Consider the following 5,030-nt stretch of genomic DNA (forward strand, 5'->3'; position numbering starts at 1 on the left):
GTAAGCGTCGTCTGAGTACCGTCTGGTCCCGAATCCAGGATCCTGTAACTTAAGCACCCACTTATTTTGCAGGTGGACACCTCATGCGCGCTAAAGAAAGACTTCCCCGGAAACACTATTCCCCTGAATTCAAAATGGAACTGGTCAGGCTGGCTCTTGAAGAAGAAGGCAGTATTGCCGCACTGGCCCGGAAACATGACGTCAATGATAACCTGCTCTTTAAATGGATAAGGCTCTGGCAGCGTGAAGGGCGGGTCTGTCGGCCCCGAAAAAACTCATCGTCGCTTCCTGCCCTGATACCCGTGCAGCTTCAGGCGGGCTCTTCTCTCCCAACCTTCGAACTACCATCCTGCTCTCCTCCCGCTACCTGCCACATAAAATGTCGGGGAGGAGAAATAACACTGACTCATCCCTCTGCTGAACTCATGAGCACTGTCCTGCGCGAACTGATGCGGGGGCCGGTATGATAAATCTTCCCGCAGGCACAAAAATCTGGCTGGTTGCCGGTATCACCGATATGCGCAACGGCTTCAATGGCCTCGCCGCAAAGGTGCAGACCGCGCTGAAAGATGACCCGATGTCCGGCCACGTCTTCATCTTCCGGGGACGCAGCGGCAGTCAGGTAAAACTGCTCTGGTCCACCGGCGATGGTCTGTGCCTGCTGACAAAGCGACTGGAACGTGGTCGCTTCGCCTGGCCCTCAGCCCGCGATGGCAAAGTGTTCCTGACGCCGGCGCAACTGGCGATGCTGATGGAAGGTATCGACTGGCGACAGCCAAAGCGGTTACTGACATCCCTGACCATGTTGTAGCGCTCTTTATCCTGGTTGTCGCAGAATAAGCCTGGTAAAATACAGGATTATGAACGATACCTCTTCTGACGACATCCTTCTGCTGAAACAGCGCCTGGCCGAACAGGAAGCGTTGATCCACGCCCTGCAGGAAAAGCTGAGCAACCGGGAACGCGAAATAGACCATCTGCAGGCGCAACTGGATAAGCTGCGCCGGATGAACTTCGGCAGTCGTTCCGAAAAGGTATCTCGCCGTATCGCGCAAATGGAAGCTGACCTGAACCTGCTGCAGCAGGAAAGCGATACGCTGACCGGCCGGGTGGATGACCCGGCAGTGCAGCGCCCGCTGCGTCAGACCCGCACCCGCAAACCGTTCCCTGAGTCACTCCCACGGGATGAGAAGCGGCTGCTGCCGACTGAGCCGTGTTGCCCGGAGTGCGGTGGTTCGCTGAGTTACCTGGGTGAGGATGCCGCCGAACAGCTGGAGCTGATGCGCAGCGCCTTCCGGGTTATCCGGACAGTCCGTGAAAAGCATGCCTGCCGTCGGTGCGATCGCATCGTTCAGGCCCCGGCTCCTTCGCGCCCCATCGAACGGGGGATCGCCGGACCGGGGCTGCTGGCCCGAGTGCTGACCTCAAAGTATGCAGAGCACACACCGCTGTATCGCCAGTCGGAGATCTATGCCCGCCAGGGTGTAGTGTTGAGTCGTTCTGTACTGTCGGGCTGGGTGGATGCGTGTTGTCGTCTGCTGGCACCGCTGGATGAAGCCCTTCAGCACTATGTCCTGACCGACGGCAAACTCCATGCTGACGATACGCCTGTCCCGGTGCTGTTGCCGGGCAATAAGAAGACGAAGACCGGGCGCTTATGGACGTACGTTCGAGACGACCGCAACGCCGGATCAGCGCTGGCCCCCGCAGTGTGGTTCGCTTACAGCCCGGACAGAAAAGGTATCCACCCTCAGACCCATCTTGCAGGCTTCAGTGGCGTACTGCAGGCTGATGCCTACGCCGGGTTCAACGAGCTCTACCGCGACGGCCATATAAAGGAAGCCGCGTGCTGGGCCCATGCCCGCCGAAAAATCCACGATGTTCACGTCCGTACCCCGTCAGCCCTGACGGAGGAGGCGCTGAAACGGATCGGCGAGCTGTATGCCATCGAGTCGGAGCTCAGAGGTAAAAGAGCAGAGGAACGGCAGGCAGTCCGGCACCAAAAAGTGCTGCCGCTGCTGGCGTCACTGGAGGGGTGGCTGCGGGAGAAACAGAAAACCCTCTCAAGGCACTCAGAACTGGCGAAGGCGTTCGGGTATGCGCTGAACCAGTGGCCGGCGCTGACCCGCTATGCAGAAGATGGCTGGGTGGAGGTGGATAATAACATTGCCGAAAACGCCCTACGACTGGTCAGTCTGGGGAGAAAAAACTGGCTGTTCTTCGGCTCGGATCATGGTGGTGAGCGCGGTGCGTCACTGTACAGTCTTATCGGGACGTGCAAATTAAACGGCGTGGATCCGGAACGCTATCTGCATCATGTACTTGATGTCATCGCCGACTGGCCTGTGAACCGGGTGGGTGCTCTGCTCCCGTGGCGGGTTACTCTGCCTGCCTGACCAGCTTCACTTCGTCAATACGGTTCTCACTGCACGCTTACCTTTATCTGGCGTACCGTTCCAGTTCAGCTAAGCGGGCTGTGTACCCTTCTGCTTGGTAATCTGGGTTGGCCGCATGTCTGGTTATGGTCGGTGATGGGAATAAGTATTTATGCCCTCGGGACAGGAATGCTGTATCCCGTCCTGTTCCGTTTTGCGCTTTTTTCTCATTCCCTGCCTAAAGGCACCGTATCAGCAACCATTAACATTATTGCATTAAGTTTTATGGCGACCTCAGTAGAGCTGGCCCGCTGGTTCTATTTTCAGGCTGGTGGCAGGATAGCTTTCCATTTTCTGGCGATGGTGGCAGGAATTATCGTCATGATACTGGTTTTTCGTTTGTTAAAACTACGCCAGCAACATCTGAATCAGACCGTCTGAGAATATGAGTTACGGCTCTGCCAGCAAAATTGGCAGGCTAATGATGGGGCTACGGCCCCATGTCCTGCATGGTACAGGTCGCTTCGAAACCGAACCTCCGGATGGTTTCAAACATGGCCACAGGCTTGACACTGTTTTGCTGCAAATGAAACTTGGTGAAGGAATAGTGCTCTGCCAGAAGATTCGGGTCTTATGCTCTGAGGCAGGAATAAGGGAGCATCTGCCCCCTTCATCTTTATTTCAATCGCTTACCTGTTTCATCAACGACTTTCTCACCATCTTCCTTAGCGAAAGCCGCTTTCTGAGCATCTGGAAGGATATCCAGAACCACCTCGGAAGGACGACACAGTTTAGTTCCCAGTGGCGTCACCACAATCGGACGGTTAATCAGGATCGGATGCTGCAACATAAAGTCTATTATCTGGTTGTCAGTAAACTTATCTTCGGCAAGCCCCAGTTCTTCATAAGGCTCGACGTTTTTACGCAGCAAAGCCCGGACGGAAATGCCCATATCCGCAATGAGTTTGACCAGCTCATCGCGAGACGGTGGAGTTTCAAGGTAATGAATAACGGTCGGTTCATTACCGCTGTTGCGGATCATCTCAAGCGTGTTACGCGACGTACCGCAGGCCGGGTTGTGATATATGGTGATGTTGCTCATATCAGTATCTCATTACAAAGTGAAAGAGAGACGTAGCGCCAGCGCCGCCAGCGTTACAAACAGCACAGGCAGAGTCATAATAATCCCGGTGCGGAAATAGTATCCCCACGTGATGGTCATATTCTTCTGTGAAAGTACATGCAGCCAGAGCAGCGTTGCAAGGCTACCAATAGGTGTAATTTTCGGCCCCAGATCGCAGCCAATCACGTTAGCGTAGATCATCGCCTCTTTAATAACGCCGGTGGCAGTGCTTCCCTCGATAGAGAGCGCGCCAACCAGCACCGTAGGCATGTTGTTCATAATGGAAGACAGGATTGCTGTCAGGAAGCCAGTCCCCAGCGTCGCGACCCAGAGTCCTTTATCCGCCAGTACGTTCAGCACACCTGAAAGGTATTCGGTTAGTCCGGCGTTGCGCAGACCGTAGACCACCAGGTACATCCCCAGTGAGAAGATGACGATCTGCCATGGCGCACCGCGCAGCACTTTGCCGGTGTTAATGGCATGGCCTCGTTTCGCCACAGTAAACAGAATGACAGCGCCTACAGCAGCAATCGCGCTGACCGGGATACCCAACGGCTCAAGGACGAAAAAGCCAACCAGAAGAAGAATCAACACTATCCAGCCAGTTCTGAAGGTTGCCAGATCTTTAATCGCCTTTGTCGGTGCCTTAAGGAGAGCCCGATCGTAAGTCGGTGGAATATCTTTGCGGAAGAACAGATGCAGCATCACCAGCGTGGCAACAATGGCGGCAATATCCACCGGCACCATCACCGATGCATATTCAGTGAATCCCAGACCAAAGAAGTCCGCCGAGACGATATTCACCAGGTTCGACACGATAAGCGGCAGGCTGGCAGTATCGGCAATAAACCCGGCAGCCATGACGAATGCCAGCGTGGTGCCTTTGCTGAACCCTAATGCCAGCAGCATGGCGATGACTATCGGCGTCAGAATCAATGCCGCTCCATCGTTGGCAAACAGTGCCGCCACCGCCGCACCGAGCAGAACGATATACGTAAAGAGCAAACGGCCATGACCATTACCCCAACGTGAAACATGCAGTGCCGCCCATTCGAAAAAACCAGATTCATCGAGCAGCAGGCTGATAATAATTACGGCAATAAATGTTGCCGTCGCGTTCCAGACGATATTCCACACCACCGGAATATCGCTTACATGCACAACGCCAGAAATCAAAGCCAGTCCTGCGCCCAGCGTCGCGCTCCAGCCGATCCCTAAACCCTTAGGCTGCCAGATAACCAAAACAATGGTCAGGACAAAAATAACGCCTGCCAGTAACATACATCCTCCTGACAGGGCGACTTTGCCGCCCTGTAAATACAAAAAAATTAACTCATCAACTTTCTGAGCTTTTCAATACCGGCGGGCTCTGACGCCAATACCGGAACGAGCGCTATACGGTCAGCATGCTGATTCTTAACAGCCTCAATCTGAGGCAGTTCCTGCCGGGCGCGCTGGCAAAGCAACGGAGAACGCGTATCCGCAATGGAAAGGCTGTTATTGATAATCCAGCCCCACGGATGAATCCCCGC

General features: G+C 54.7%; 5 protein-coding genes and 2 pseudogenes. 4 read left to right on the plus strand and 3 right to left on the minus strand.

The annotated features are described in order from the left end of the window. The first annotated feature begins 134 nt into the window (after nt 1-134). The 4 genes and pseudogenes from OGW13_RS25735 to OGW13_RS15600 all read left to right on the plus strand — a co-directional run. A complete protein-coding gene (locus OGW13_RS25735; RefSeq protein ID WP_050586387.1) occupies nt 135-467 on the plus strand; it encodes a transposase in 333 nt (110 codons plus the stop codon). Continuing rightward, nucleotides 464-811 carry an IS66 family insertion sequence element accessory protein TnpB gene (gene tnpB / locus OGW13_RS15590; protein WP_000609174.1) on the plus strand — a complete coding sequence of 116 codons (348 nt, stop codon included), beginning with the start codon at nt 464-466 and terminating at the stop codon, nt 809-811. Before OGW13_RS25735 ends, tnpB begins: the two co-directional genes overlap by 4 nt. 49 nt (nt 812-860) lie before the next feature. Then, nucleotides 861-2,396: an IS66 family transposase gene (tnpC, locus tag OGW13_RS15595; protein ID WP_001000406.1), complete on the plus strand. Its 1,536-nt coding sequence runs from the start codon at nt 861-863 to the stop codon at nt 2,394-2,396. Between the two features lie 42 nt (nt 2,397-2,438). Further along, nucleotides 2,439-2,816, plus strand: a pseudogene (locus tag OGW13_RS15600) (multidrug efflux MFS transporter MdtM); the annotation flags it as partial. A 235-nt stretch (nt 2,817-3,051) separates the two neighbouring features. On the opposite strand, the gene arsC reads toward OGW13_RS15600, so the two are convergent. The 3 genes and pseudogenes from arsC to OGW13_RS15615 all read right to left on the minus strand — a co-directional run. After that, complete coding sequence (gene arsC / locus OGW13_RS15605; protein ID WP_042999397.1) at nt 3,052-3,477, minus strand: glutaredoxin-dependent arsenate reductase; 426 nt, start codon at nt 3,475-3,477, stop codon at nt 3,052-3,054. A gap of 12 nt (nt 3,478-3,489) precedes the next feature. After that, the gene (gene arsB / locus OGW13_RS15610; protein ID WP_054176744.1) at nt 3,490-4,779 is read right to left on the minus strand and encodes an arsenite efflux transporter membrane subunit ArsB; all 1,290 of its coding nucleotides are present in this window, start codon (nt 4,777-4,779) and stop codon (nt 3,490-3,492) included. A 47-nt stretch (nt 4,780-4,826) separates the two neighbouring features. Then, a pseudogene (locus OGW13_RS15615) lies at nt 4,827-5,030 on the minus strand (arsenical pump-driving ATPase); the annotation flags it as partial.

This window comes from Citrobacter sp. Ca225, assembly GCF_030337175.1.
Lineage (GTDB): Bacteria > Pseudomonadota > Gammaproteobacteria > Enterobacterales > Enterobacteriaceae > Citrobacter_A > Citrobacter_A amalonaticus.